Source organism: Streptomyces sp. C36 (assembly GCF_040932295.1).
Lineage (GTDB): Bacteria > Actinomycetota > Actinomycetes > Streptomycetales > Streptomycetaceae > Streptomyces > Streptomyces triculaminicus.
In genome coordinates, this window is record NZ_JBFQGI010000002.1 from 574,752 (window position 1) to 599,837 (window position 25,086).

The window sequence follows — 25,086 nt, forward strand, 5'->3', positions numbered from 1 at the left end:
CGGCGCCGGCGGACCGGGCCCGGTTCAGGTCCGGCCGCCTCAGGTCTTGTTGCGGAACTTCGCGACCGCCAGCGGCGCCGTCACCAGCGTGATGCCCGCGGCCCAGGCCAGCGTCATCCACATCGAGTGGGCGACCGGTCCGCCGCGCATCAGGTGGCGGGAGGCGTCGGCGAGGTTGGACAGCGGGTTGTACTTCGTGAAGCCCTCCAGCCAGCCGGGCATCTTGGCCGTCGGCGCGAAGATCGAGCTGCCGAACTGGAGCGGCATCAGGATGATCATCGCAATGCCCTGGACGGCCTGCGGGGTCTTCAGGGACAGGCCGAGCAGGATGAAGACCCACATCAGCGAGGCGCCGAACACCATGGACAGAGCGACCGCGGCCAGCAGGTGCAGCGGGGTGGTGGTGATGGACAGGCCGAGGGCGAAGCCCATGCCGAGCAGGATGGCGGTGGCGACGAGCATCCGGCCGACCTCGACCACGATCTTCGCGACGAGGACGGAGGACCGGGATATCGGCATGGTGCGGAAGCGGTCCATCACCCCCTTCTTGAAGTCGTCGTTGACGCCGGTGCCGACGGCCATGGCGATGTTCATGCCCTGCATGGCCATCAGGCCGGGCACCAGGTAGTTGAGGTACTCCTGCTCGTGGCCCTTGCCGGCCATCGAGCCGCCGAAGACGTAGGTGAAGAGCAGGATGAAGATGATCGGCATGATCACGGCGTCGAACATCGACTCCGGGTCCGCCTTGATCTGCAGCATGTTGCGCCGCGCGAGCGCCCCGATGTGCCGCACATTGGCCCGCAGGCCGATCCGGCCCTCGTGGGCGGGCGCCGCCGTGGGCGCGCTGACCGTCGCCGCGCTCATGCCGCGACCTCCTGGAACTCGTCGGTGCGGGTGTCCTGTGCCTCGCTCGGGGCGGACGTCTTCTGGCCCGTGACGGCGAGGAAGACCTCGTCGAGGCTGGGCAGGTGGGTGCTGATCCCGGCGAGGGCGAAGCCGCGCTCGCCCAGCAGGCCCACCACGGCCGTCAGCTGCTCGTCGCTGACGATCGGGACGTTGACCACGCCCTCCGCCGCGTCGGCGGTGGCGCCGGCGATGCCGTCCAGCCCGGCGCGGGTGACCTCCGCGGCCAGCCGGTGCAGGTCCGCCGGGTCCGCCGGGCGGACCTGCAGGGTGCGCCCGCCGACCTTGGCCTTCAGCTCGTCGACGCGGCCTCCGGCGATCACCCGGCCGCGGTCGACGACCGTCAGCTCGTGGGCGAGCTGCTCGGCCTCCTCCATGTACTGCGTGGTCAGCAGGACGGTGGTGCCCTCGCCGACCATCCGCTGCACCTCCTCCCACACCTCGTTGCGGGTGCGGGGGTCGAGGCCCGTGGTGGGCTCGTCCAGGTAGAGCACGGAGGGCCGGCCGATCATGGAGGCGGCCAGGTCGAGGCGGCGGCGCATGCCGCCGGAGTAGTTCATGGCGGGCCGCTTGGCGGCCTCGGTCAGGGAGAAGCGCTCCAGCATCTCGTCCGCCCGCCGCCGGGCGTCCTTGCGGGAGAGGTCGAGCAGCCGCCCGATCATGTAGAGGTTCTCGCGGCCGGAGAGCTTCTCGTCGACGGAGGCGTACTGGCCGGTGAGCCCGATGACCCGGCGCAGCTGCCGGGGCTGGCGCACCACGTCGTAGCCGGCGACGCGGGCGGTGCCCGCGTCCGGCCGGATGAGGGTGGACAGGCAGCGCACCAGGGTGGTCTTGCCCGCGCCGTTGGGGCCGAGGACACCGAGGACGGTGCCCTCCCGTACGTCCAGGTCGACTCCGTCCAGGGCCTTCGTCTCGCCGAAGTGCTTGACCAGGCCCCGGACTTCGACGGCGTTCCCGCCGCGTGCCGGGATGTCTTTTCGCGTCATGCCGACTACGGTGCCAGCCCCCGCCGACACCGCGTCGACAATTTTCCGGCGGTGGGGGCCGGGCGCCGACAGGGCACCGACAGGCCGCCGACACGGCGCCGACGGGCCGGCCGGCGCCCAGTCCCCACGGGGCGGATCAGTGGAAGGAGTGCTCCTCGGCCGGGTACGCCCCGCCGACGACGTCCTCCGCGAACGCCTTGGCCGCGTCGCCCAGCGCCTCGCGCAGCCGTGCGTACTGCTTGACGAAGCGCGGCACCCGGCCGTCCGTCATGCCGGCCATGTCGGTCCACACCAGCACCTGGGCGTCGCACTCGGCGCCGGCGCCGATGCCGACCGTGGGGATGTGCAGCACGCGGGTGACCTCGGCGGCCAGCTCCGCCGGGACCAGCTCCAGCACGACCGCGAAGGCGCCCGCGTCCTGGACGGCCTTGGCGTCGCGCAGCAGCTGTGCCGCCGCCTCCTCGCCGCGCCCCTGCACGGGGTAGCCGCCGTAGGCGTTGACGGACTGGGGGGTGAGGCCGATGTGCGCCATGACCGGGATGCCGGCCTGGACCAGCAGCTCGATCTGGTGGGCCGAACGCTCGCCGCCCTCCAGCTTGACCGCGCCGACGCCCGCCTCCTTCACCAGCCGGGTGGCGCTGCGCAGCGCCTGCACCGGGCCCTCCTGGTACGAGCCGAAGGGCAGGTCGCCGACGATCAGGGCGCGCCGGGTGCCCCGTACGACGGCGGCCGACAGCAGGGTGATCTCGTCCATGGTGACGGGCACCGTGGACTCGTAGCCGAGGTGACAGTTGCCCATGGAGTCGCCCACGAGCATGACGGGGATGCCGGCCTCGTCGAAGACGGAGGCGGTCATCGCGTCGTAGGCGGTGAGCATGGGCCACTTCTCGCCGCGCTCCTTGGCGGCGGCGATGTCACGGACGGTGATGCGTCGAGAGCTCGTTCCGCCGTACAGCGACTTGGGGTTCTTCGCGCCGCTGTCGGGCGCCTTCACGGCATGCGTCATGGCCATGGCTCCTGTATGTGTCGTCTCGAGGCGCCCTGACGGCGTCCCCGGATCACCTCCATGCTGACACGGCCCGGGCGGGCGCGGAAGTGAACCCCGGGTACGGCCGGAAGGGTGGCCGGCGGCGGCCGTGCGCGCGGCGTCCGTAAAGTCCTTCCCATACGAGACGGGACCGTTCCGGAAGTGTCCTAGGGTGGTCCGCATGGCAACCCCCGACACCGCCGCCCCGCCACCGCGCAAGGTCCCCGAGGCCGTGCACCGCAGGCGCTGGGCCGTCCTGGCCGTGCTGCTGTGCAGCCTGCTCGTGGTCGTCCTGGGCAACTCCGTCCTCAACGTCGCGATGAAGACCATCGCCGCGCCCGCGCCCGAGGGGCTGGGCGCGACCCAGAGCGAGCTGGAGTGGGCGATCAACGCCTACACGCTCGTCTTCGCCGGCATGCTGTTCACCGCCGGCCTGCTCGGCGACCGGTGGGGCCGCAGGCGGGTCCTGATCTTCGGCATGGCCGTCTTCGGCGTCGGCTCCGCGCTCGCCTCCATGGCCGGCTCCCCCGAGGAGCTCATCGCCTTCCGCGCCCTCATGGGCTTCGGCGGGGCGTTCGTGATGCCCTCGACGCTCGCGATCATCGTCAACGTCTTCGAGCGCGAGGAGCAGCCCAAGGCCATCGGCATCTGGGCCGGCGCGGTCGGGCTCGCCATCGCCATAGGGCCGATCACCGGCGGCCTGCTGCTCAGCCACTTCTGGTGGGGCTCGGTCTTCCTGATCAACATCCCGATCGTCATCGCCGTCCTGATCGCGATGGTGGTGCTCGTGCCGGACTCCAGGAATCCCCGGCCCGGCCGGCTCGACCCGCTCGGGGTGCTGCTGTCCGTCGTCGGGCTCGTCCTGCTGGTGTACGGCATCATCAAGGGCGGCCAGCTCGCCGACTTCACCGTGCCCGAGGTCTACGGCACGGCCGGCGGCGGCCTGCTCGTGCTCGTCCTGTTCGTCCTGCACGAGCGGCGCAGCAGCCACCCCGCCATGGACGTGCGCTACTTCCGCAACCCGGCCTTCTCGGCGGCCGTCGCCTCGCTGGCGCTGGTCTTCTTCGGGCTGATGGGCGTCACGTTCTTCATGGTCTTCTACCTCCAGAGCGCGCGCGGCTTCACCCCGCTGCAGAGCGGACTGCTGATGCTTCCGCTCGCCGCCGCCCAGATGATCTTCGCGCCGCGCACCCGGATCGTCGTCGAGCGGTTCGGCGCGCGCGCCGTGTGCACCGGCGGCATGGTGGTCATGGCCGCGACGATGGCCGGCTACGCCCTGCTGGACACCGACACCCCCCTGTGGGTCCTGGAGGTCCTCTTCCTCTTCCAGGGCGCCGCGATGGCCCACATCACGCCGCCCGCCACCGTCTCGATCATGCAGTCGCTGCCCCGCGAGAAGGCCGGCTCCGGCTCGGCGGTGAACAACACCTTCCGCCAGATCGGCGGCGCCCTCGGGGTCGCCGTGCTCGGCTCGGTGCTCTCCACCGTCTACCGCGACGGCGTCTCCGACCGCCTCGCGGCCGTCCCCGGTCTGAGCGAGGAGGCCCGGCACACGGCCGGCGAGTCCATCGAGGCCACCCTCACCGTCGCCCGGGGCCTCGGCCCGGCGGGACGCGAGCTCGTCGGCCCCGCCCACGACGCCTTCATCCACGCCATGCACGTCACCGTCCTCGGCGCCAGCGCCTTCGCCCTGCTCGGGGCCCTGGTCGCGGTGCTCTTCCTGCCCGCCAAGGGCGCGGCCCGCGCCACGGCCGGCGAGGCCGGCCCGTCCCCCCGGGCGCGGCAGGCCGAGGCGGAGAGCGGAGCGGAGGGATGACGGGCGAGGCCACCACGGGCGCGGCGGCCAGGGCCCCGGCCGAGCGCCGCGGCCGGCCGCGCAGCCCGGCCGTCGACACCGCCGTCGTCGAGACCGTGCTGCGGCTGCTCGAGGACGGCGTCGGCGTCGCCGAGCTGTCCATGGAGCGCATAGCCCGCGAGGCCGGCGTCGGCAAGGCCACCGTCTACCGGCGCTGGGCGGGCAAGGAGGCGCTGATGCTCGACGTGCTGCGCTCCCTCGACGAGGCCGTGCCCGGCCCCGTCGGCGGCTGTGTGCGCGACGACCTCGTCGCCCTCCTGGAGTTCCTGCGCCGGCGCGGCCTGGCCAAGCGCTCCTCCGCCGTGCTGCGCACGGTCGTCGCCCAGGTGCAGGCGCGGCCCGCGCTGTGGGCCGAGTACCACGACACGGTCGTGGCGGCCCGGCGCGAGGCGTTCGAGGCGGTGCTGCGCCGCGGCATGGCGAGCGGCGAGATCCGCGCCGACCTCGACACCGAACTCCTCACCGACCTCTTCGTGAGCCCGATGCTCTCCCGCGCCCTGTTCCACGAGTGGCGGGAGCTGCCGGAGGGCCTGTCCGAGCGGATCGTGGACACCCTGCTGGAGGGCGTACGGCCCGCGTGAGAGGTGCGTGTACGGCGCACGCGGGCGGACTCGCCCGAATGTGCCCGTTGTGTCACAGCACCCGGGCACGCCCCCGTCCGCAGGAACCCGGCCGGGCCGGACGCTCGTCCTCCTCCCCGACGCCCCGCCCAGGGGTGTCCGGGTGAGCCCCGCCGCCATGATCACCTATGGTCGGGTGGCGGGGAAGCAGCGACGGAGCAGTGAGGACAGCGGATGCCGCAGGCATACATGGAGGAGACGGGTCTCGAGGGCACGGGTCCGGAGCGGACCGGCTCCGGAGCCCGGCACTTCCTGAGCCGGGAGCGGGAGCAGTGGACAAGCCCGGGCATCTGGCGGCGCGGCGTGATCGTCGCGGCCGTCGCCGTCCTGCTCGCCCTGCTGATGATGCTGCACGCCGACATCCCCAACAAGGTCGGCAACCTCGGCAGCCTCACCGAGACGTTCCTGCCCTGGCTGGGCCTGCTGATCCCGCTGCTGTTCGGGCTCGCGCTGCTGCGCCGCTCGGCGACGGCCCTCATAGCCCTGCTGCTGCCGGCCGTCATCTGGCTCAACCTCTTCGGCGGCCTGCTCAGCGACAAGTCCGGCAAGGGCGGCGACCTCACCGTCGCCACCCACAACGTCAACGCCCAGAACCCCGACCCCGCCGCCACCGCCCGGGCCCTCGCCGCCTCCGGCGCCGACGTGGTCGCCCTGGAGGAGCTCAGCGACGCCTCCCGCTACGAGCGGGCGATGGCGGACACGTACAAGTACCACGCCGTGCACGGCACGGTCGGGGTGTGGAGCAAGTACCCGCTCTCCGACGACCGCCCCGTCGACATCCAGATGGGCTGGACCCGGGCGCTGCGCGCCACCGTCCAGACCCCGCGGGGCCCGGTCGCCGTCTACGTCGCCCACCTGCCGTCGGTCCGCGTGAAGTTCAACGCCGGCTTCACCGCCGGGCAGCGCGACAACAGCGCCGCGGCCCTCGGCCGCGCCATCGCCCGCGAGCCCGTGCGCAAGGTCGTCCTCCTCGGCGACCTCAACGGCACCATGAACGACCGCTCGCTCGCCCCCGTCACCTCGCAGCTGCGCTCCGCGCAGGGCGCGGCCGGCGACGGCTTCGGCTTCAGCTGGCCGGCGAGCTTCCCCATGGCGCGGATCGACCAGATCATGGTGCGCGACGTGGACCCGGTCTCCGCGTGGACCCTGCCGGCCACGCCGAGCGACCACCTGCCGGTGGCGGCGCGCGTCAAGGTCTGATCCGACGGCCCGTAGGGTGGAGGGCTGCCCACCGCACCCTCCCCCGAAAGGCCCCCCATGCCCCTGGCGCTGCTCGCCCTCGCAGTCTCCGCCTTCGGCATAGGGACGACCGAGTTCGTCATGATGGGCCTGTTGCCCAACGTCGCCGACGACCTGCACACGTCCGTCCCCACCGCCGGATACCTGGTCTCGGCCTACGCCCTCGGCGTCGTCGTCGGCGCCCCCCTGCTCACCGCCCTGGGCTCCCGGATCCCCCGCAAGCGCATGCTCATCCTGCTCATGGCGCTCTTCACCGTCGGGAACCTGGCCTCCGCGCTCGCCCCCACCTTCGGCCCGCTCGTCGCCGCCCGGGTGCTGGCGGGCCTGCCGCACGGCGCCTTCTTCGGCGTGGGGTCCGTCGTCGCCGCCCGGCTGGTGGCCCCGGGGCGGCAGGCCCGGGCCGTCGCCACGATGTTCCTCGGCCTGACCGTCGCCAACATCGTCGGCGTCCCCGCCGCCACCCTGCTGGGGCAGCACCTGGGATGGCGCGCGACGTTCCTGGTCGTGGCCGCGATCGGCCTCGCGGCCATGGCCGCCCTCGCCCGCCTGATCCCCCGGCTGCCGCCCGAGCAGGGCGCGGGGCTGGGCAAGGAGCTGCGCGCCCTGGGCGGCCGCCAGGTGCTGCTGGGCCTGCTGACCACGGTCTTCGGCTTCGCGGGCGTCTTCGCCGTCTACAGCTACCTCTCCGCGATGGCGGTGGAGGTCACCGGCTTCTCCGAAACCTCGGTCACGTTCGTGCTGGCGCTCTTCGGCGTCGGCATGACCCTGGGCGTCCTCGCGGCCGGCCCCCTCACCGACCGCGCCCTGCGCCCCACGCTCTACGGAGCCCTGGCCGGCCTCGCGGCGGTCCTCGTCGTCCTCGACCTCGTCGCGCACGTGAAGTGGGCCGTGCTGGTGGCGGTCGTCCTGCTCGGCGCCGCGGGCTCCATGACCAGCACCCCCCTCCAGATGCTCATCATGAACAAGGCCAAGGCCGCGCCGACCCTGGCCGCCGCCTCCAACCACTCGGCCTTCAACCTCGCCAACGCGGGCGGGGCCTGGCTGGGCGGCGCGGCCATCGCGGCGGGCTGGGGCTGGACCTCGCCCACGCTGGTGGGAGCGGCCCTGGCGGTGGCGGGCCTGGCGATCGCGGTCCTGGCGGGCGCCCTGGACCGGGGCGAGGACTCCCGCGTGGTGGCGGGGGCACACTGGGAGCATGTGCCGCAGCATCAAGACGCTCAGACCGCCGGTCACGCCCGAGGCGACTGAGGACGACGTCCGCGCCGCCGCCCTGCAGTACGTACGGAAGGTGTCGGGGTTCCACGCCCCGGCCGCGCACAACCGGGCCGTCTTCGACGAAGCCGTCGACGCCGTGGCCGAGGCCACGGCGCGGTTGCTGGACGGGCTGGTGGTGCGGGGCGCGAAGTGAGGCGCCGGGCCCTCGGCGGCGGGCCCGGGGCGGCGTCAGACCTCGCGCCAGGCGTTGGTGATCGGCAGGCGGCGGTCCTTGCCGAAGCCCTTGGCGGAGATCTTCGTGCCCGGCGGGTACTGACGACGCTTGTACTCCGCCGTGTCCACCAGCCGCAGGACGCGCGTGACGAGCTCCGCGTCGAAGCCCTCCGCGACGATCGAGGCCAGGCCCCGGTCGCGGTCCACGTACAGCTCCAGGATCCGGTCGAGGACCTCGTAGTCGGGCAGTGAGTCCGTGTCCACCTGGCCGGGGCGCAGCTCGGCGCTCGGCGGCTTGGTGATGGAGTTCTCCGGGATCGGCGGGGTCTCGCCACGTTCGGCCGCCGCCCGGTTGCGCCAGCGGGCGAGGCGGAAGACGCCCGTCTTGTAGACGTCCTTGATCGGACCGTACGCGCCGACGGAGTCGCCGTAGAGGGTGGAGTAGCCGCACGCCAGCTCGGACTTGTTGCCCGGCGCGAGGACGATGTGGCCCTCCTGGTTGGAGATCGCCATCAGCATCGTGCCGCGCAGCCGCGACTGGAGGTTCTCCTCGGCGAGACCGGTCAGGCTCAGCGCGCCCATGTAGCCGTCGAACATCGGCGCGATCGGCACGGTGCGGAAGTGCAGGCCGGTGCGCCGGGCGAGGTCCTCGGCGTCGGCGAGGGAATGGTCGGAGGAGTAGCGCGAGGGCATGGCCACGCCGTACACGTTCGCCGCGCCGACCGCGTCGCAGGCGATCGCGGCGACCAGCGCGGAGTCGATGCCTCCGGACAGGCCGATCAGGACGCTGCGGAAGCCGTTCTTCCGTACGTACGCCCGCAGGCCCGTCACCAGCGCCTTGTAGACCTCCTCGTCGTCGCCCAGGTGCGGCGTCCCGCCGCCGGTGAACTCCGGCTCGCGGGAGGGCAGGGGGTCGGCGGAGATCGTGACGTGCTCGATGCGCAGGCCGTCGTCCACGACGCCGGAGGGGACCTTCGCCGGGGCGGCCGGCAGCTCGAGGTCGAGCACCACGCAGGTCTCCTCGAACTGCGGGGCGCGCGTGACGACCCGGCCGTCGCGGTCGACGACGATCGAGTCGCCGTCGAAGACCAACTCGTCCTGACCGCCCGTCATGGCCAGGTAGGCGAGCGCGCAGCCGGCCTCCCGGGCCCGGGTGCGGACCAGCTCCAGGCGGGTGTCGTCCTTCTCGCGCTCGTAGGGGGAGGCGTTGACGGAGAGCAGCAGCCCGGCCCCGGCGGAGCGGGTGGCGGGTACGCGGCCGCCGTCCTGCCAGAGGTCCTCGCAGATGGCCAGGGCGACGTCCACGCCGTGCACGCGGATCACCGGCAGCGTGTCACCGGGCACGAAGTAGCGGAACTCGTCGAAGACCCCGTAGTTCGGCAGGTGGTGCTTGGCGAAGGCGAGCACCACCTCGCCGCGGTGCAGGACGGCGGCGGCGTTGCGCGGGGCGCCGGCCGGGCGGCCCAGCTCATGGACGAACTCCTCCTGGCGGTCGAGGTAGCCGACGACCACCGGCAGCTCCCCGAGGCCCTCCTCCTCGAGGCGGGCGGCGAGGGAGCGCAGGGCGTCGCGGCTGGCCTCGACGAAGGAGGGGCGCAGCGCCAGGTCCTCGACGGGATAGCCGGTCAGCGCCATCTCGGGGAACGCCACCAGGTGGGCTCCCTGCCCGGCGGAGTGCCGGGTCCAGCGCATGATCGTTTCGGTGTTGCCGGCGATGTCACCGACACGGGAGTCGATCTGGTTCAGGGCGAGCCGAAGGTGAGCCACGCCACCATTTTAATCGTCGGACTGACGCGATGTGGTGTGAGGGCGGCCACGCGGGGTGCCGGAAAGTGAATGCGTCTGGCGACAAAATGTGATCTTGTGACAAGCTGCGCGATCTACCCGTGGCGAATTCCGGCCGCGGGTTCATTGATGTTTTGTCAGAGATTTTCCTTAGGAGACTCGTTGAGCACGCAGCCGCCGCAGTGGGGTCCGCCGTCCCCGAACAGCAACCCCTACCCTCCGGCCGCGCCCGCCCAGAACCCCTACCCGGGCGGTTACCCCCAGCAGGCGCCCGCCGGCTACGGATACCCGGCCGCCCCGGCCCCCGGCTACCCGCAGCACGGTGCGGCCCATTTCGGCCTGTCCATGAAGCGCCGTAATCCCTTCGCCGCCTGGCTGGGTCTGCCGATCATCACCTTCGGCATCTACGGCCTGGTCTGGTACTACAAGATCAATAAGGAGATGGCGGAGTTCGACAACCGCCGTCAGATCAACCCCGGGATGTCGCTGCTCGCCATCACGCTGGGCATGTTCCTGATCGTGCCGCCGTACGTCTCGCTCTACAAGACCGGCCGGCGGATCGCCGACGCCCAGCGCGCCGCGGGCCTGCAGCCCACCTGCAGCGGTGGCCTCGGCCTGCTGCTGGGTCTCCTCGGCTTCTACGGCCTCTACTACCAGATCCAGCTGAACAAGGTCGTCGACCGCTACGGCCAGATCCAGCCCGGCACCCAGGTGCCGCTGGCCGCCTGATCCGGCATCCGCGCGCGCACCCGCCGCGCGTGAAGGGGCCCGCGCCGCATCCGGCGCGGGCCCCTTCCGCGTGCGGCGCCGGCTAGTCGCGGTAGCCCAGCACCGTCATCATCCCGGACTCCGCGTGGTAGACGTTGTGGCAGTGGATCATCCACAGCCCGGGGTTGTCCGCGTCGAAGTCGGCGCTCAGCCGCTCGCCCGGACGGATGACGGCGGTGTCCTTTCGGGGCCCGCCGCCGGGCAGGGCGAAGGTGTGGCCGTGCAGGTGCATGGGATGCCACATGGCGGTGTCGTTGACGAACACCAGCCGCACCCGCTCGCCCGCGCGCACCGGGTAGCGCTGATCGGGCGCGTACGTCCTGCCGTTGACGGCCCAGTCGTACTTCGCCATCGAGCCGGTGAGCCGGAGCGTGACCGTACGGTCGGGGCGACGGTCCGTCAGCCGTACGCTCCCGTGGGCCTTCAGTCGGCCGGCGGTCAGCGGGGCGCTCTCCAGCTCCCGCGGGCGTACGTCCTCCGCCGGCGCCGCGCCGCCGCCCGTGCGCAGCAGGGCCAGCGCCGTGCGCTTCTTGCCCTCCGCCAGCGCGGTCAGCGGAAAGACGCCGTCCCCGGCCTCGACCAGGACGTCGTAGCGCTCGCCCATGCCGAGCAGGAGGGAGTCCGTCTCCACGTGCTCGACGGGGAAGCCGTCGGTGTGGGTGACGGTCATCCGGTGGCCGCCGAGGGCGACCCGGAAGGCGGTGTCGCCGCCCGCGTTGATCAGCCGGATCCGGATCCGGTCGCCGGGCCTGGCGGTGAAGGTCTGCGGGGCCCGCGGCGTACGGCCGTTGACGAGGTAGTGGGGGTAGGCGACGTCGCCGGCGTCGCCGCCGAGGACGTCGCTGGTGGCGCCCATCAGCATCCGCGAGGGGCCCCCGGGTGCGGGGCTCGTGCCGCCGCCGTGGTCCATGCCGCCGTGGTTCATGCCCCCGTGGTTCATACCGCCGTGGTCCATGCCCGCCATGCCCTTGGACAGTTCCGCGAGCACGGCGTCCGGAGTGCTGCCGTCGACCCCGTCGACCCAGTCGTCGAGCACGACGACCCACTCCTTGTCGTACGCCAGCGGCTCCTTGGGGTCCTCCACGATCAGCGGCGCGTACAGCCCCCGGTCCTGCTGGGTGCCCGAGTGGGGGTGCAGCCAGTAGGTGCCGGGGTGGGCGACCTTGAAGCGGTAGTCGAACGACGCCCCGGGCCTGATGGCCCGTTGGGTGAGGCCGGGGGCGCCGTCCATGTCGTTGCGCAGCGCCAGCCCGTGCCAGTGCACGGAGGTGGGCTCGGGCAGGTGGTTGGCGAGGGTGAGGGCGAGCGTGTCGCCGGCGGTGACGCGGATCTCCTCGCCGGGCAGCGCGTCGCCGTACGCCCAGGACGCGACCGTGGTGCCGCCGCCCAGGTCGAGGCGGGCCGCGGTGGCGGTGAGCCGGACGGTGCGTACGGCGCCGGAGCCGGCGCGCGCGGCCTCGGCGGCGGCGACCTCCTTGCCGTCGGGGGAGACGTAGCCGGCCGGGGCGGCCGTACCGCCGGACTTCCCGGGGGAGTCCGAGCAGCCGGCGAGCACGCCGCTCGTGGCCATGGCGAGGCCCGCGCCGAGCACGGCGCGGCGGGTGGTTGTGCGCATGAGGAAGTGCACCTCGTGGGGTGTCGGTGGTGGGTACGGGCGGCAGCGAGCACGCTGCCGGCCTATACGCGCAGCACCGACAACCGGGCGAGGGCCTTGTGCCGTGGCGGCGGGAGGGGCCACAGCGAGCGCGAGAACCACGCGCGGGCCGCCACGGGGACCGCGCCGGCGAGGTGGCCCGACGCGGCGAGGGAGAGGAGAAGGACGGCCGCCGCGCCGGCGCCGAGGACGGCGAGGCAGACGGACATGGGGTCCATGCCGCCGCCGTGCGCCGGATCGCCGGCGTGCGCGCCGCCGGAGCGCGCAGCGGTTTCGGCGTGCGAGGCGTGCGGGGCGCGCGCGGAGGGGGAGGCGGCGGCCGGCGCGGACGGGTGCCCGGGCGCCTCGTGCGCCATGGACGCCGCCATGGCCCGCGACGGGGCGTGGGCGCCGCCGTCGTGGCCGCGCGGGTGGCCGAGTGTGTGCATGGTCACGATGCCCAGCACCAGCGCGGCGAACAGCAGCAGCCGGCCGCACCACGCCGTGGCACCCCGCCGTCCTTGCACCGCCTGCCTCCACCGGCCCGTCGATCGTGACGGCACCCTACCCCCTCGGGGTATCCGGCCCTCGGGCCGGGCCGCCCGTCGGTCCGGGCGGGATGTGCGCGCGGGGGCACCAAGGCCCGATTATGGGGCGAAAACGCTCGACGCACGGCCCCGAAGGACGCTCTCCCCCCATGACCCTCACGGAACAGGCGCGGGAGGACAGTCCCCGCGCCGCCGCCGTCCCCGCGCCCGCTCCCACCCGGGCGCAGTTCATCTCGTGGACGACGCTCGCGATGATGACCACCGCCTCCGTGGCGAACCTGCGCCCTTCGCCCTCGATGGCCCTCTACGGGCTGGCCGCCGTCTTCCTCTACCTCCTGCCGGCGGTCGTCTTCCTGCTGCCGACCGCCCTGGTCTCCGCGGAACTGGCCTCCGGCTGGCCCGGCGGCGTGTACCGGTGGGTCAGCGAGGGGCTGTCCAAGCCGCTGGGCTTCCTGGCCGTGTGGTGCCAGTTCGCGATGACCATCGCGTACTACCCGAGCCTGCTGGCCTATGTGGCCAGCACCTTCGCCTATGTCATCGACCCCTCGCTCGCCGACAACGGCCTCTACATCGCCGTCGTCATCGTGGTCGTCTACTGGGCGGGCGTCCTGATCTCCTCGCGCGGCACCAAGGCGGTGGCCGGGCTCTCGAGCATGGGCCTGGTCGTCGGCACGCTGATCCCCGGCGTCGTCCTGGTCGCCCTCGGCATGGTCTTCCTGGCGCAGGGCAACCCGTCCGCCGCCCCCATGGACACCTCGCACGTCCTCCCGCCGTGGACCGGACTGGCCAGCCTCGTCCTGATCGTCAACAACTTCCTGTCCTACGCGGGCATGGAGATGAACGGCGTCCACGTCTCCGCCCTGCGCGAGCCCGGCCGGCAGTACCCGCGCGCGGTCTTCCTGGCCACCGGACTCGTCCTGCTGATCTTCATCCTGCCCGCGCTGGCCATCAGCTGGGTGATGCCGGGCGAGGACCTGAGCCTGACCGCCGGAGTGATGCAGGCCTTCCAGGGCTTCTTCGACCACTTCCACGTGGGCTGGCTGACCAAGGTCGTGGGCGTCCTGCTCGTGGCCGCGGCGCTCGGCGGCATGCTGACCTGGATGGCCGGGCCGTCCCAGGGCCTGCTGATGGTCTCGCGGCAGGAGGGCTATCTGCCGCCCGTGCTGCAGCGGCTCAACAAGCGCGGCGTCCCCCGCAACATCATGGTCGCCCAGGGCGCGCTGACCACCGTCATCGCGGGCCTGTACGCCTTCCTGCCCGACGTCTCCAGCGCGTACTGGATCTTCTCCGTCGTCACCACGCAGATCTACCTCGTCGTCTACCTGCTGATGTTCGCCGCCGTCGTGCGGCTGCGCGCCCTGCGGCCGGACCGGCCGCGCGGCTTCCGGGTGCCGGCCGTCCACCTGGTGGCGGGCGTCGGCTTCGCCGCCTCCGCCGCGGCGATGTGCATCGGCTTCATGCCGCCGGAGCAGTTCGGCGGCCAGCCGCTGTGGCGCTACGTGCTGATCGTGGGCGGCGGGCTGCTGACCCTCGGCCTCCTCGCGCCGCTGGCCTTCCTGGCGTTCCGTAAGCCGCACTGGGTGACCGCCGGGGATCGCGAGGCCGACCCGGTCGAGTAGCTTGTGCGTGCTCTCCGGTGATGGGCGGACGGGCGGGGACGACACGAGGGGGACTGGATGAGCGGTACGGAACGGCCACCCGGACGGATGCTGCGCGTCGGCGGCGTCCCCCTGCACGTGGTGTGCGAGGGCTCGGGGCCCGTGTGCGTGCTCACCGGTGGGCTCGGCATGGGCTGGTTCGACTGGGAACCCGTCGTTCCGCTGCTCGTCCCCCACCGCACGGTGGTCCGCTTCGACCGCCCCGGACTGGGCTTCAGCGCGCCGCCGCTGGGTCCGCCCACCGCCGCCTCCGAGGGCGCCCGCATAGCGGGCGTCCTCGACGCGCTCGGCCTCCCTGGCCCCGCCACCGTCGTCGGCCACTCGCTCGCAGCCTTCCACGCCGAGGCCTTCGCCCGGCTCCACCCCGAGCGCACGGCCGGCCTCGTACTGGCCGACGCCAGCGTCGAGGAGAACGCCCGGCCGGTGCCGGCCCTGGGGCTGCGCACCGCCGCCGCGCATGTGCGCGGCCTGGCCTTCGCCGCCGTCGGCCTGCCCCGGGCCCTGGGCCCCGCGCTGCGCAACCTCAGCGTCCGCGCCGCCTCCCTCACCGGCGACGACCCGGCCCCCGCCGGCCTGGTGCGGCGCGTCTACGGCAGCGGGCGGGTGGTGCGGGCCGCGCTGATGGAGAACGCCCGCTACTACGACGTGGCCGCCGAACTCGAGGACCTGCGCACCCACCACCCGCTGCCGCCCGCCCCCGTCACCGTCCTCGCCGCCTCCACCGGCACCGGCTCGGCGGAGGAGCGCCGCTGGCTCGAGCGCCAGCGGGCCCTCGCCGGGCGCCTGGACGGCCGCTTCGAGGCCGTCGCCCCCGCCGGGCACCTGCTGATGTACGACCGGCCGCAGTCCATCGCCGCCGCCGTCCTCGCGACCCCGTTCCTGCGCGGCTGACGCTCCGCAGGGCCTCCTCGTCCGGCCGCCTCACCTGGTCGGCGGCGGCCGGCGGGTGCCACGCGCGGGCGGACGGCAGTGTGGTCGGCGACAGGGGGCGTCCGGTACGCAGGCGAGGAGTACCCAGGTGAGGCCACAGCACGACCCCACACCGTTCGGCGGCCCGATCGAGCGCGGCGCGGCCTACGTCCTGCAGTGGCGGGCCGACCCCCGGTACGTGCTGTGCGGGCACGCCACCGAGGGCTTCGTCGACGTCCGCGAGCACGGCACGGTCACCGAACGGCACAGCGCCTGGCACATCGACACCGACACTGGCGTCGTCACCCTCGCCGCCGACGCCCACGACCCCGTGCCCCGCGTGCTGACGCTCCTGCTGGGCCCGGCGGGGCACGGCCCCGTCCTGCGCAGGCTGGCCACCCCGGCCGACACCGCCCAGCGCTGGAACTGGACCGGCCGCGCCCTGATGAGCCACAAGCACTCCACGGCCGACAAGCTCGCCCTCCACGTGGGCCGCGAGCGCGGCGCCGGCGGCTACGGGCTGCGGATGGTCCTGCCCAAGAAAGGGGTGCCCGACCACGAATGGCAGCTCAGCCCGTGCACGAGTCCAGCATCTTCGTGAGGGTCTTGCGCTCGTCGGCGGTGATGGACAGGGCGTAGGTGCTCTTCACCGACACCCACGCCCGGCCGTAGACGCACCAGGAGGCACGGTCCGGCGGCTGCCACTGGTCGGGGGACTGGTCGCCCTTGGAGCGGTTGGTGGCCGCCGAGACGGTGAGCAGCTGCGGATGCGTCAGGTCGTTGGCGAGCGCCTTGCGGCGGGTGTTGTCCCACTTGTCGGCGCCCGACCGCCAGGCGTTGGCCAGCGGCACGATGTGGTCGATGTCGACCTGGGCGGCCTTGGTGTACGTCTTGCCGTCGTACAAGCTGCGCCAGCTGCCCGAGACGGCCCGGCACTCGGCATCGCGCTCGACGTCCTTCCCGTCGCGCTCCAGGACCGTCTCGCGGGTGTCGCATTTGTTGCCCTGCTGCGCCCAGTGCGGGAAGGCGGCCCGGCTGTAGCCGGACATCGAGTGCGGCGCCTCCTCCTTCAGCCCCGCCAGCTGCGTCCGGGCCTGTCCGGCCGGCGGCAGGCCGGGCAGGGTGAACGGGTCCTTGCCCTTCGCGTCCGGTTTCCCGCCCCCGGCGTCGTCCTTGCCGCAGCCGGCCGTCCCGGCCAGCGCGACCACGGCGGCCGTGGCGACGGCCGCCGCCCTGATGACGGCCCGGGCCCCGGCCCCGGCGTGACGGAGTTTCCGCATCCGGCATCCCCCCTCGCGTCCCGCGAAGAGGCTTCCCGCCCGGTACGGGAGGAAATCCCGCGGATCGGGAGGGGCAAGATCCACCCTGCGAACGTACGATGCACCCATAAGGCGGAACGGTGCGGCTGCCGCCCGGAAACTCCCCGGTAACCCCGGGACGTGATACTCAAGGTCCAGCCTGTGCCCGCACCCGGTGAAACGAGCCGTCTGACCTGCAAGGATAGGTAGCTATGGATAAGCAGCAGGAGTTCGTGCTCCGCACGCTCGAAGAGCGCGACATCCGGTTCGTCCGGCTGTGGTTCACCGACGTCCTCGGCTACCTGAAGTCCGTGGCCGTCGCCCCCGCGGAGCTCGAGCAGGCCTTCGACGAGGGCATCGGCTTCGACGGGTCCGCGATCGAGGGCTTCGCCCGGGTCTACGAGTCCGACATGATCGCCAAGCCGGACCCGGGGACCTTCCAGATCCTGCCCTGGCGCGCCGAGGCCCCCGGCACCGCCCGGATGTTCTGCGACATCCTCATGCCGGACGGCTCGCCCTCCTACGCCGACCCCCGCTACGTCCTCAAGCGCATCCTGGCCAAGACCTCCGACCTCGGCTTCACCTTCTACACCCACCCCGAGATCGAGTTCTTCCTGCTCAAGGACAAGCCGGTCGACGGCAGCCGCCCGGTGCCCGCCGACTCCTCCGGCTACTTCGACCACACCCCGCAGAACGTCGGCATGGACTTCCGCCGCCAGGCCATCACCATGCTGGAGTCCATGGGCATCTCGGTGGAGTTCAGCCACCACGAGGGCGCCCCCGGCCAGCAGGAGATCGACCTGCGCTACGCCGACGCGCTCTCCACCGCCGACAACATCATGACCTTCCGGCTCGTGATGAAGCAGGTGGCGCTCGAGCAGGGCGTGCAGGCCACGTTCATGCCCAAGCCGTTCTCCGAGTACCCCGGCTCCGGCATGCACACCCACCTCTCCCTCTTCGAGGGCGACCGCAACGCCTTCTACGAGTCCGGCGCCGAGTACCAGCTCTCCAAGGTCGGCAAGTCCTTCATCGCCGGCCTGCTGCGGCACGCGGGCGAGATCTCCGCCGTGACCAACCAGTGGGTCAACTCCTACAAGCGCATCTGGGGCGGCTCCCAGCGCACCGCCGGCGCCGGCGGCGAGGCCCCCTCGTACATCTGCTGGGGCCACAACAACCGCTCGGCCCTCATCCGCGTCCCGATGTACAAGCCCGGCAAGACCGGCTCCACCCGCGTCGAGGTCCGCTCCATCGACTCCGGCGCCAACCCCTACCTGACCTACGCGGTTCTGCTGGCCGCGGGGCTCAAGGGCATCGAAGAGGGGTACGAGCTCCCCGCGGGCGCCGACGACGACGTCTGGGCGCTGTCCGACGCCGAGCGCCGGGCCATGGGCATCGAGCCGCTGCCGCAGAACCTCGGCGAGGCCATCGAGCTCATGGAGCGCAGCGAGCTGGTCGCCGAGACCCTCGGTGAGCACGTCTTCGACTTCTTCCTGCGCAACAAGAAGCAGGAGTGGGAGGAGTACCGCTCCGAGGTCACCGCCTTCGAGCTGCGCAAGATGCTGCCGGTGCTCTGACCGGTGTCCTGACCCCCACCGCGGACGGACGAAAGGCTCCCGATGACAGTGCCGGAGGGTCGGCGCAGCAGTGCGTACAGCAGGCTGCTGAAGTACGGCTTCACCGACCCGGCCGCCGCCGAGCGGCTGCTGGACGACCCGGTGCTGGGGGCCGTGGGGTCCGATCCGGTGCTGCTCGACGCGCTCGGCGCCACCGCCGACCCCGATCTCGCGCTGCGCGGGCTGCTGCGGCTGGTGGAGGCGCAGGACGCCAGGGGGGACGGGGAACGGCGGGAGCTGCTGGACACCCTGGTCACCGCCAAGCCGCTGCGCGACCGGCTGCTGGGGGTGCTGGGGGTCTCCGAGGCGCTCGGCGACCACCTCTTCCGGCACCCGGGCGACTGGCACGCCCTCGACAGCTTCGAGTCGGCCGATCTGCACCCCGCCACCGCGGAGTTCGAGCGGGCCCTGGCCGAGGGCGCCCGGCGCGGGCGCGACGCCGGGCTCACGCCCCCCGACGCGCTGCGCGCCGCCTACCGGCGCTCGCTGCTGGCCATAGCGGCCCGGGACATCAGTGGCACCATCGACGTCGCCCAGACCGCCGCCGAGCTCGCGGACCTGGCCACCGCCACCCTGCGCGCCGCCCTGGAGATCGCGGCCGACGAGCGGCCCGCGGACGCCGCCGCCTGCCGGCTGGCCGTCATCGGCATGGGCAAGTGCGGCGGCCAGGAGCTCAATTACGTCTCCGACGTCGACGTGATCTTCGTGGCGGAGGCGCGGGAGGGCACGCCCGAGGGGCCGGCCCTGCAGGCCGCCACCCGGCTCGCCTCGCGGATGATGCGGGTGTGCTCCGACGTCACCCCCGAGGGCACCATCTGGCCCGTCGACGCCAACCTCCGCCCCGAGGGACGCAACGGCCCCCTGGTGCGCACCCTCACCAGCCACCTCGCCTATTACCAGCGGTGGGCCAAGACCTGGGAGTTCCAGGCCCTGCTCAAGGCCCGGCCCGTCGCGGGCGACCTCGCCCTCGGGCAGGCCTACGTCGCCGCCGTCTCCCCCCTGGTCTGGCAGGCCGCCGAGCGCGAGAACTTCGTCGCCGACGTCCAGCAGATGCGCCGCCGCGTCATCGAGTCCATTCCCGCCACCCAGGTCGAGCGCGAGCTCAAGCTCGGCCCCGGAGGCCTGCGCGACGTCGAATTCGCCGTCCAGCTGCTGCAGTTGGTGCACGGCCGCAGCGACGCCGGCCTGCGCAGCGGCAGCACCCTCGAGGCGCTGGCCGCCCTCGCCTCCGGCGGCTACGTCGGCCGCGAGGACGCCAAGGCGCTCGACTCCGCCTATCGCTTCCTGCGCGCCCTGGAGCACCGCATCCAGCTCTACCGGCTGCGCCGCACCCACCTCGTCCCCGAGGACGAGGCCGACCTGCGCCGGCTGGGCCGCTCGCTGGGCCGCACCTGCGACTGGCCAGCCGGCAAGGAGCCCGTCGCCGAACTCGGCAGGCAGTGGCGGCTGCACGCCCGCGAGGTGCGGCGCCTGCACGAGAAGCTCTTCTACCGGCCCCTGCTGGACGCCGTCGCCCAGCTCGAGCCCGGCGAGATCCGGCTCAGCCCCAAGGCCGCCGGCCAGCGCCTGGAGGCCCTCGGCTACGCCGATCCGGCCGGCGCCCTGCGCCACCTGGAGGCCCTCGCCTCCGGCGTCACCCGCAAGGCGGCCATCCAGCGCACCCTGCTGCCCGTGCTGCTCGGCTGGTTCGCCGACTCCGCCGAGCCCGACGCCGGACTGTTCAACTTCCGCAAGGTCTCCGACGCCCTGGGCCGCACCCCCTGGTACCTGCGTCTGCTGCGCGACGAAGGGGTGGCCGCCGAGAACCTCGCCCGGGTGCTCTCCGCCGGGCGCCTGGCCCCCGACCTGCTGCTGCGCGCCCCCGAGGCCGTCGCCCTGCTCGGCGACCCCGGCGGCCTGCGCCCGCGCGGCCGCGAGGCCCTCGAGCAGGAGGTGATGGCCGCGGTCGGCCGCGCCGAGGACGCCGAGGCGGCGATCGTCGCCGCGCGCGGCGTGCGCCGCCGCGAGCTGTTCCGTACGGCCGCCGCCGACATCATCGGCGCCTACGGCCACACCGGCGACGGCCCCCACGCCACCGGCGAGCACGGCATCGGCTCCCGTGGCCACGCCGAGACCGCCGGCAGCGACCCGGGTGCCCGCGTACGGACCGTCGGCGACGCCGTCTCCGACATCAACGCCGCCACCATCGCCGGTGCCCTGCGCGCCGCCGTGCGGGCCGAGTGGGGCGACACCCTGCCCACCCGCTTCGCCGTCATCGCCATGGGCCGCTTCGGCGGCCACGAGCAGGGCTACGGCTCCGACGCCGACGTCCTTTTCGTCCACGAGCCGCGCGAGGGCGTCAGCGACGAGGAGGCCGGCAAGGCCGCCTTCGCCGTCGCCGGCGAGATGCGCCGCCTGCTGCAACTGCCCACCACCGACCCCCCGCTGCTGGTCGACGCCGATCTGCGGCCGGAGGGCAAGTCGGGGCCCATCGTGCGCAGCCTCGGCTCGTACGCCGCCTACTACCGGCGCTGGTCGCTGGTGTGGGAGAGCCAGGCCCTGCTCAGGGCCGAGCCGGTGGCCGGCGACGAGGAGCTGGGGCGGCGCTTCGTCGATCTGATCGACCCGCTGCGCTACCCCGCCGAGGGGCTGGGCGAGGACGCCGTGCGCGAGATCCGGCGGCTGAAGGCCCGCATGGAGAGCGAGCGGCTGCCGCGCGGCGCCGACCCCACCACCCACACCAAGCTCGGCCGTGGCGGGCTGTCGGACGTGGAATGGACCGTGCAGCTGCTGCAGATGCGGCACGCCTGGGCCGAGCCGGGCCTGCGCACCACCCGCACCCGCGAGGCGCTGGCCGCGGCCTGCGCCGCGCGGCTGCTCTCCACCGAGGACGCCCGCATCCTGGACGAGGCCTGGGTGCTGGCCACGAGCGTGCGCAACGCCGTCATGCTCGTGCGCGGCCGTGCCGGGGACACGTTCCCCACCGACGCCCGGGAGCTGGCCGCCGTCGGGCGCTACCTCGGCTACGGACCGGGCCACGTGGGGGAGATGCTGGACGACTACCGCCGCACCACCCGGCGCGCCCGGGCCGTGGTCGAGGAGCTGTTCTACGGGGCCTGACCGGCCGCTCGGCGGCCGGCGGACCCCGTACCTCCCAGCATGCGGCTAGGCGCCGCGCACCGCCACATGGCGGGCCAGCCGGAAGGGGAACGCCCGGTACCAGGCGTAGGAGAGCGCGAAGCCGAACACCAGGCAGAGCACCCCGCCCACGGCGTCCAGCCAGAAGTGGTTGGCGGTCGAGACGATCACCACCAGCGTCACGACCGGGTACAGCACCGCCAGCACGCGCGCCCACACCGCCCGCGCCAGCATGGCGATGGTCAGGCCGCACCAGGTGGACCAGCCGATGTGCATCGACGGCATCGCGGCGTACTGGTTCGAGACGTCGGCCAGGTTGCCCGACGCCATCGAGCCCCAGGTGTGGTGCACCACGACCGTGTCGACGAAGCCGATGTTCTCCATCAGCCGCGGCGGCGCGAGCGGATACAGGTAGTAGCCGAGCAGGGCCACGCCCGTGGTGGCGAAGAGGGCGAGGCGGGCGGCGGCGTATCGCCCGGGATGCCAGCGGTAGAGCCAGACCAGCACGCCGATCGTCAGCAGGAAATGCAGCGTGGCGTAGTAGTAGTTCATGCCCACGATCAGCCACGTCACCGAATTCACGGCCCTGTTGACGGTGTGCTCCACGGCGATGTGCAGGGTCTGCTCGGCCTGCCAGATCCAGTCGGCGTTGCGCAGCGCCGCCGCCCGCTGCTCGGGGACGGCGTTGCGGACGAGCGAATACGTCCAGTAACTCACCGCGATCAGCAGTACCTCGAACCACAGGCGGGGGTGGCGCGGGGAGCGCAGCCTGCGCAGAAAGCGGTGTTCCGCCGGCGGCGCGTCCCCCCGCTCCACGGTGGGTGGCGGGGCGGCCGTCCGGCCTTCCAGGGTCCTTGCTGTCGCTTCACCCATAGGGGAAGAGTCTGCCAGAAAGCGCCCGCCCGCAGATCGTCCTCAAGGTCTGTTCCCCGCCCCTCAGTGCCCCTGGGGCGCGGGCCCGGATCCTTCCGCGGGGGTGTCCGGGCGCGGCGCCGGCGCCGACGCCGTCGACCCCCGGACCACCAGCTCGGGCAGGAAGACGAACTCGCTGTGCGGGGCCGGGGTGCCGCCGATCTCCTCCAGCAGCGCACGCACCGCCGCCTGCCCCATCGACCGCACCGGCTGCCGGATCGTGGTCAGCGGCGGATCGGTGAACGCGATCAGAGGCGAGTCGTCGAAGCCCACCACCGAGACGTCGCGCGGCACTTCGAGGCCGTGCTGACGCGCCCCCCGGATCACCCCCAGCGCCATCATGTCGCTGGCGCACACCACCGCCGTGCACCCCCGGTCGATGAGCGCGGAGGCCGCCGCCTGACCACCCTCAAGGGTGAACAGCGAATGCTCGATCAGCCGCTCCGCCTCCGTCTCGGGCACCCCCAGCACCTCGCGCATGCTCAGCAGGAAGCCCTCGATCTTGCGCTGCACCGGGACGTACCGCCGGGGCCCCAGGGCCAGCCCGATCCGCCGGTGGCCCAGTGCGGCCAAATGGGTGACGGCCAGCCGCACCGCGGCCCGGTCGTCGGGGGAGACGAACGGCGCCCGCACCTTCGACGAGAAGCCGTTGATCAGCACGAACGGCACGCCCTGGGCGCGCAGCCGCTCGTAGCGCTGCATGTCGGCGGAGGTGTCCGCGTGCAGCCCGGAGACGAAGAGGATGCCGGCCACGCCACGGTCGACGAGCATCTCCGTCAGCTCGTCCTCCGTGGACCCGCCGGGCGTCTGGGTGGCCAGCACGGGGGTGTACCCCTGGCGGGTGAGGGCCTGGCCGATCACCTGGGCGAAGGCCGGGAAGATGGGGTTGTCCAGCTCGGGGGTGATCAGCCCGACCAGTCCCTCGCTGCGCTGCCGCAGCCGGACGGGCCGTTCGTAGCCCAGTACGTCGAGCGCGGCCAGCACGGACTGGCGGGTGGAGGCGGCCACCCCCGGCTTTCCGTTGAGAACGCGACTGACGGTTGCTTCGCTGACACCCGCCTGGGCTGCGATATCGGCTAGCCGGGCGGTCACAGGAGGTGACTGTACCGGTCGCATCTCAGACTGCCCACCACACACATGTATTCGCAGGGATTCTGACCGTTCCGCCAGAGAATTCCAGGGGCTCGGTGGCCAGCACCGGACGGCCCGGCACCGGCAGGGTCACCTCGCCGTCGAGCGTGTTGAGCGTGCACACAAAGCCCGGCCGGGAGAACGCCAGCACGCCCTCCGGCGCGTCGAGCCACGTCATCTCCCCGTCGCCCAGCCCCGGCAGCTCCCGCCGCAGCGCCATCGCCGAGCGGTACAGCTCCAGGGTGGAGCGCGGGTCTCCCGACTGCGCCTCCACCGACAGGGCCGCCCACGCCTCGGGCTGCGGCAGCCAGCTCCCGCCCGGCCCGAAGCCGAACGGCGCCCGCTCGCCCGACCACGGCAGCGGCACCCGGCAGCCGTCGCGCGTGCCGTCCTGCCCGTCACCCCGGAAGAACGCCGGGTCCTGGCGCACCTCGTCCGGCAGGTCCACCACCTCGGGCAGCCCCAGCTCCTCGCCCTGGTAGACGTACACCGAGCCCGGCAGCGCCAGCATCAGCAGCGCGGCCGCCCGCGCCCGGCGCAGGCCCAGCTCCCCGTCGCCGGCGCCGTAACGGGTGACGTGCCGCACCACGTCGTGGTTGGACAGCACCCACGTCGTGGGCGCCCCCACCGACAGGGTGGCGGCCAGCGACTCGTCGATGACCTCCCGCATCGGGCGCGCGCCCCAGTCGCAGGTCAGGAACTGGAAGTTGAACGCCTGGTGCAGCTCGTCCGGGCGTACGTACAGCGCCAGCCGCTCCGACGTCGGCGCCCACGCCTCCGCCACCCCGATCCGCTGACCCGGGTAGGAGTCCAGCAGCCGGCGCCAGGCGCGGTGGATCTCGTGCACCCCGTCCTGGTCGAAGAACGGCAGCACCTGCGCGCCGATCAGCTTCGCCTGCTCGGTGCGCCCGATGTCCGGCAGCCCCGGCGCCTTGACCATGCCGTGCGCCACGTCGATCCGGAAGCCGTCCACGCCCAGGTCCAGCCAGAACCGCAGCACGGACTCGAACTCGGCCCGCACCTCGGCGTTGTCCCAGTTGAGGTCCGGCTGCTCGGGCGCGAACAGATGCAGGTACCACTCGCCCGGCGTGCCGTCCGCGTCCGTGGTGCGGGTCCAGGCCGGACCGCCGAAGACGGACTCCCAGTCGTTCGGCGGAAGTTCGCCGGACGCGCCCCGGCCGGGACGGAAGTGGTAGCGCTCGCGGGCCGCCCCCTGCGGCCGCTCCGCGAGCGCGGCCTCGAACCAGGCGTGCCGGTCGGAGGTGTGGTTCGGCACGATGTCCACGATGACCCGCAGCCCCAGCCGGTGCGCCTCGCGGACCAGGTCGTCCGCGTCCGACAGATCCCCGAACAGCGGATCCACGGCCCGGTAGTCCGCCACGTCGTAGCCGCCGTCCGCCTGCGGCGAGGCGTAGAACGGCGTCAGCCACAGCGCGTCCACGCCCAGGCCCGCCAGGTACGGCAGCCGCTGCCGGATACCCCGCAGATCACCGATGCCGTCCCCGTCGCTGTCGGCGAACGAGCGCACGTACACCTGGTAGATGACAGCGCTGCGCCACCAGCCGTCGGCCTGCCGGGAGGCGTCGGCGGCCGGGCGGACGGAGGGCGCCAGATCCTGGGTCATGTACTTCCTATCGGCTCGTAGTCACGTAGTAC

Annotated in this window: 21 protein-coding genes; 11 read left to right on the plus strand and 10 right to left on the minus strand. The window is 73.0% G+C overall.

The window, feature by feature from the left end; all coding sequences use genetic code 11:
- Positions 1-39: 39 nt before the first annotated feature.
- The 3 genes from AB4K12_RS08230 to panB form a co-directional block, all read right to left on the minus strand.
- Positions 40-864: an ABC transporter permease gene (locus tag AB4K12_RS08230; RefSeq protein WP_368433563.1), complete on the minus strand. Its 825-nt coding sequence runs from the start codon at positions 862-864 to the stop codon at positions 40-42.
- Positions 861-1,889, minus strand: coding sequence for an ATP-binding cassette domain-containing protein (locus tag AB4K12_RS08235; protein ID WP_368433564.1), 1,029 nt, complete (start codon positions 1,887-1,889; stop codon positions 861-863). The genes AB4K12_RS08230 and AB4K12_RS08235 overlap by 4 nt, the downstream gene beginning before the upstream one ends.
- Before the next feature lie 136 nt (positions 1,890-2,025).
- Positions 2,026-2,895 carry a 3-methyl-2-oxobutanoate hydroxymethyltransferase gene (gene panB, locus AB4K12_RS08240; RefSeq protein WP_368433565.1) on the minus strand — a complete coding sequence of 290 codons (870 nt, stop codon included), beginning with the start codon at positions 2,893-2,895 and terminating at the stop codon, positions 2,026-2,028.
- Positions 2,896-3,097: 202 nt separating this feature from the next.
- On the opposite strand from panB, the gene AB4K12_RS08245 reads away from it, so the two are divergent.
- From AB4K12_RS08245 to AB4K12_RS08265, 5 genes are all read left to right on the plus strand, one after another.
- Complete coding sequence (locus AB4K12_RS08245) at positions 3,098-4,732, plus strand: MFS transporter (RefSeq protein ID WP_368433566.1); 1,635 nt, start codon at positions 3,098-3,100, stop codon at positions 4,730-4,732.
- On the plus strand, positions 4,729-5,352 hold the full coding sequence (locus tag AB4K12_RS08250) for a TetR/AcrR family transcriptional regulator (RefSeq protein WP_368433567.1): 624 nt from the start codon (positions 4,729-4,731) through the stop codon (positions 5,350-5,352). The genes AB4K12_RS08245 and AB4K12_RS08250 overlap by 4 nt, the downstream gene beginning before the upstream one ends.
- 213 nt (positions 5,353-5,565) lie before the next feature.
- Positions 5,566-6,591 (plus strand): endonuclease/exonuclease/phosphatase family protein, encoded by a 1,026-nt coding sequence (locus AB4K12_RS08255; RefSeq protein WP_368433568.1) that lies wholly within the window; start codon positions 5,566-5,568, stop codon positions 6,589-6,591.
- A gap of 57 nt (positions 6,592-6,648) precedes the next feature.
- Positions 6,649-7,878: an MFS transporter gene (locus tag AB4K12_RS08260; protein ID WP_368433569.1), complete on the plus strand. Its 1,230-nt coding sequence runs from the start codon at positions 6,649-6,651 to the stop codon at positions 7,876-7,878.
- Positions 7,826-8,038 carry a DUF2277 domain-containing protein gene (locus tag AB4K12_RS08265; protein WP_086572359.1) on the plus strand — a complete coding sequence of 71 codons (213 nt, stop codon included), beginning with the start codon at positions 7,826-7,828 and terminating at the stop codon, positions 8,036-8,038. Before AB4K12_RS08260 ends, AB4K12_RS08265 begins: the two co-directional genes overlap by 53 nt.
- Positions 8,039-8,073: 35 nt before the next feature.
- Here AB4K12_RS08265 and AB4K12_RS08270 read toward each other — a convergent pair whose 3' ends face one another.
- Positions 8,074-9,825, minus strand: a complete 1,752-nt coding sequence (locus tag AB4K12_RS08270) for an NAD+ synthase (protein ID WP_368433570.1) — start codon at positions 9,823-9,825, stop codon at positions 8,074-8,076.
- Between the two features lie 180 nt (positions 9,826-10,005).
- Between AB4K12_RS08270 and AB4K12_RS08275 the strand changes: the two genes are divergently transcribed.
- Entirely contained in the window at positions 10,006-10,572 is a 567-nt protein-coding gene (locus tag AB4K12_RS08275) for a DUF4234 domain-containing protein (RefSeq protein WP_368433571.1), read from the plus strand.
- A gap of 82 nt (positions 10,573-10,654) precedes the next feature.
- Here the strand turns inward: AB4K12_RS08275 and AB4K12_RS08280 are convergent, their stop codons facing one another.
- Both AB4K12_RS08280 and AB4K12_RS08285 read right to left on the minus strand, forming a co-directional pair.
- Entirely contained in the window at positions 10,655-12,226 is a 1,572-nt protein-coding gene (locus AB4K12_RS08280; protein WP_368433572.1) for a multicopper oxidase family protein, read from the minus strand.
- Positions 12,227-12,288: 62 nt separating this feature from the next.
- Complete coding sequence (locus AB4K12_RS08285) at positions 12,289-12,771, minus strand: hypothetical protein (protein ID WP_368433573.1); 483 nt, start codon at positions 12,769-12,771, stop codon at positions 12,289-12,291.
- A gap of 170 nt (positions 12,772-12,941) precedes the next feature.
- On the opposite strand from AB4K12_RS08285, the gene AB4K12_RS08290 reads away from it, so the two are divergent.
- The 3 genes from AB4K12_RS08290 (at position 12,942) to AB4K12_RS08300 (ending at position 15,960) form a co-directional block, all read left to right on the plus strand.
- Complete coding sequence (locus AB4K12_RS08290) at positions 12,942-14,411, plus strand: APC family permease (protein WP_368433574.1); 1,470 nt, start codon at positions 12,942-12,944, stop codon at positions 14,409-14,411.
- 57 nt (positions 14,412-14,468) lie between these two features.
- A complete protein-coding gene (locus AB4K12_RS08295) occupies positions 14,469-15,341 on the plus strand; it encodes an alpha/beta fold hydrolase (protein ID WP_368433575.1) in 873 nt (290 codons plus the stop codon).
- Between the two features lie 127 nt (positions 15,342-15,468).
- On the plus strand, positions 15,469-15,960 hold the full coding sequence (locus AB4K12_RS08300; RefSeq protein WP_362259210.1) for a hypothetical protein: 492 nt from the start codon (positions 15,469-15,471) through the stop codon (positions 15,958-15,960).
- Here the strand turns inward: AB4K12_RS08300 and AB4K12_RS08305 are convergent.
- The gene (locus tag AB4K12_RS08305) at positions 15,929-16,639 is read right to left on the minus strand and encodes a DUF1524 domain-containing protein (RefSeq protein ID WP_368433576.1); all 711 of its coding nucleotides are present in this window, start codon (positions 16,637-16,639) and stop codon (positions 15,929-15,931) included. The genes AB4K12_RS08300 and AB4K12_RS08305 overlap by 32 nt on opposite strands.
- 230 nt (positions 16,640-16,869) lie before the next feature.
- Between AB4K12_RS08305 and glnA the strand changes: the two genes are divergently transcribed.
- Both glnA and AB4K12_RS08315 read left to right on the plus strand, forming a co-directional pair.
- Entirely contained in the window at positions 16,870-18,231 is a 1,362-nt protein-coding gene (gene glnA / locus AB4K12_RS08310; protein ID WP_086572374.1) for a type I glutamate--ammonia ligase, read from the plus strand.
- 42 nt (positions 18,232-18,273) lie between these two features.
- Positions 18,274-21,369, plus strand: coding sequence for a bifunctional [glutamine synthetase] adenylyltransferase/[glutamine synthetase]-adenylyl-L-tyrosine phosphorylase (locus tag AB4K12_RS08315; RefSeq protein ID WP_368433577.1), 3,096 nt, complete (start codon positions 18,274-18,276; stop codon positions 21,367-21,369).
- Positions 21,370-21,414: 45 nt separating this feature from the next.
- Here AB4K12_RS08315 and AB4K12_RS08320 read toward each other — a convergent pair whose 3' ends face one another.
- The 3 genes from AB4K12_RS08320 to AB4K12_RS08330 all read right to left on the minus strand — a co-directional run bounded on the left by AB4K12_RS08320 (position 21,415) and on the right by AB4K12_RS08330 (position 25,054).
- On the minus strand, positions 21,415-22,260 hold the full coding sequence (locus AB4K12_RS08320) for a phosphatase PAP2 family protein (protein ID WP_368433578.1): 846 nt from the start codon (positions 22,258-22,260) through the stop codon (positions 21,415-21,417).
- Between the two features lie 63 nt (positions 22,261-22,323).
- Complete coding sequence (locus tag AB4K12_RS08325; RefSeq protein WP_368433579.1) at positions 22,324-23,391, minus strand: LacI family DNA-binding transcriptional regulator; 1,068 nt, start codon at positions 23,389-23,391, stop codon at positions 22,324-22,326.
- Between the two features lie 25 nt (positions 23,392-23,416).
- Positions 23,417-25,054: a glycoside hydrolase family 13 protein gene (locus AB4K12_RS08330; protein ID WP_368433580.1), complete on the minus strand. Its 1,638-nt coding sequence runs from the start codon at positions 25,052-25,054 to the stop codon at positions 23,417-23,419.
- Positions 25,055-25,086 lie beyond the last annotated feature (32 nt).

Bases quoted from the DNA above. Each gene is read 5' to 3' on its own strand.
- AB4K12_RS08230 (WP_368433563.1), bottom strand. From the start codon at position 864: ATGAGCGCGGCGACGGTCAGCGCGCCCACGGCGGCGCCCGCCCACGAG.
- AB4K12_RS08235 (WP_368433564.1), bottom strand. From the start codon at position 1,889: ATGACGCGAAAAGACATCCCGGCACGCGGCGGGAACGCCGTCGAAGTC.
- panB (WP_368433565.1), bottom strand. From the start codon at position 2,895: ATGACGCATGCCGTGAAGGCGCCCGACAGCGGCGCGAAGAACCCCAAG.
- AB4K12_RS08245 (WP_368433566.1), top strand. From the start codon at position 3,098: ATGGCAACCCCCGACACCGCCGCCCCGCCACCGCGCAAGGTCCCCGAG.
- AB4K12_RS08250 (WP_368433567.1), top strand. From the start codon at position 4,729: ATGACGGGCGAGGCCACCACGGGCGCGGCGGCCAGGGCCCCGGCCGAG.
- AB4K12_RS08255 (WP_368433568.1), top strand. From the start codon at position 5,566: ATGCCGCAGGCATACATGGAGGAGACGGGTCTCGAGGGCACGGGTCCG.
- AB4K12_RS08260 (WP_368433569.1), top strand. From the start codon at position 6,649: ATGCCCCTGGCGCTGCTCGCCCTCGCAGTCTCCGCCTTCGGCATAGGG.
- AB4K12_RS08265 (WP_086572359.1), top strand. From the start codon at position 7,826: ATGTGCCGCAGCATCAAGACGCTCAGACCGCCGGTCACGCCCGAGGCG.
- AB4K12_RS08280 (WP_368433572.1), bottom strand. From the start codon at position 12,226: ATGCGCACAACCACCCGCCGCGCCGTGCTCGGCGCGGGCCTCGCCATG.
- AB4K12_RS08290 (WP_368433574.1), top strand. From the start codon at position 12,942: ATGACCCTCACGGAACAGGCGCGGGAGGACAGTCCCCGCGCCGCCGCC.
- AB4K12_RS08295 (WP_368433575.1), top strand. From the start codon at position 14,469: ATGAGCGGTACGGAACGGCCACCCGGACGGATGCTGCGCGTCGGCGGC.
- AB4K12_RS08305 (WP_368433576.1), bottom strand. From the start codon at position 16,639: ATGCGGAAACTCCGTCACGCCGGGGCCGGGGCCCGGGCCGTCATCAGG.
- glnA (WP_086572374.1), top strand. From the start codon at position 16,870: ATGGATAAGCAGCAGGAGTTCGTGCTCCGCACGCTCGAAGAGCGCGAC.
- AB4K12_RS08315 (WP_368433577.1), top strand. From the start codon at position 18,274: ATGACAGTGCCGGAGGGTCGGCGCAGCAGTGCGTACAGCAGGCTGCTG.
- AB4K12_RS08320 (WP_368433578.1), bottom strand. From the start codon at position 22,260: ATGGGTGAAGCGACAGCAAGGACCCTGGAAGGCCGGACGGCCGCCCCG.
- AB4K12_RS08330 (WP_368433580.1), bottom strand. From the start codon at position 25,054: ATGACCCAGGATCTGGCGCCCTCCGTCCGCCCGGCCGCCGACGCCTCC.